The following is a 1,125-nucleotide window of genomic DNA, read 5'->3' as shown; positions in this document are numbered from 1 at the left end:
TGACAGAAATAACCAACAACGGTAAACCACCGACTATTGCCGCGGTTTGCAGCGTACTTAGCCCACCTAAAAACATCAGCGTCGTTGGCAAGAATGACAGGGTAAACGCCCAAAACATACGGTTCCAACGCATTGGCTCTTCGGTGACATTATTTTGAACGACAGAAGCCAAAATGTAAGAGATGGAATCGAAAGTTGTCGCTGTGAAAATAATACATAGCAGCGTAAATACCGCGATAACTAATGTGCTCATTGGTAACTGGGCAAGCATAGAAAAGATGGCTTTAGTTGGTCCCTCTTGATTGAGAATGGCGACCACGTCGAGCTGTCCTGAAAGTTGCAGTGACAGCCCATAATTACCCAGAATCATGAAAAACAAGAAACAGCCCATCGAGCCGAAGAAAATCGAACCTGCGACCATCTGTTTTATGGTTCTTCCGCGTGATATCCGCGCAACAAATAATCCCATACTTGGAGCAAACACCAGCCACCATGCCCAGTAGAAAATAGTCCAATCTTGTGGGAAGTGGGTATTTTCAAAAGTACCGTAACCACCAAACGGTTCTGCCCATGTTGCCATAACGAAGAAGTTAGACATCAGTCGTCCGATGGAATCTAAGCCCGTTTCAAGCATGAAGATAGTGGGCCCGGCAATAAGTACAAAAGCGAGTAAGCCCATCGCACCCCAGAAATTGATGTTACTTAAAATCTTGATGCCTTTTTCGAGACCCGCGTAAGAAGAATACGCAAAAATCGCGGTACAAAGTAACAGCACACTGACCTGAGTGACATTATTTTTTGGCAACCCCAATAGGTGGCTAAGCCCTTCTGTAATAAGAGGTGCCGCTAACCCTAAAGTTGTTGCCGCGCCGCCAAGTAAACCAAAGATAAATAAGACATCAACAATTTTTCCAGCAGCGCCACGGCTCCGGTGTTCCCCCAAAACAGGCATTAATGCACTCGAGATTTTGAGTACCGGTTGTTTACGAACATAGAAGAAGTAGGCGATGGGAATGGCAGGAATAAGGTAGATAGACCAGGCAATTGGCCCCCAATGGAACAACCCGTAGGTGGCCGCCCAGCGAACGGCTTCTTCACTTCCTGGGTCAGATCGGAAGAGCGGGT

1 protein-coding gene is annotated in these 1,125 nt (G+C 46.7%); it reads right to left on the bottom strand.

Going from position 1 to position 1,125, the window contains the following annotated elements:
* A partial coding sequence (locus ACP45E_RS16790; RefSeq protein ID WP_198927745.1) for a BCCT family transporter occupies positions 1-1,125 on the bottom strand: 1,125 nt, incomplete at both ends.

The sequence above is a fragment of the Vibrio genomosp. F10 str. 9ZD137 genome, from assembly GCF_049974785.1.
GTDB lineage: Bacteria > Pseudomonadota > Gammaproteobacteria > Enterobacterales > Vibrionaceae > Vibrio.
This window is presented reverse-complemented; position numbering and strand designations above follow the sequence as displayed.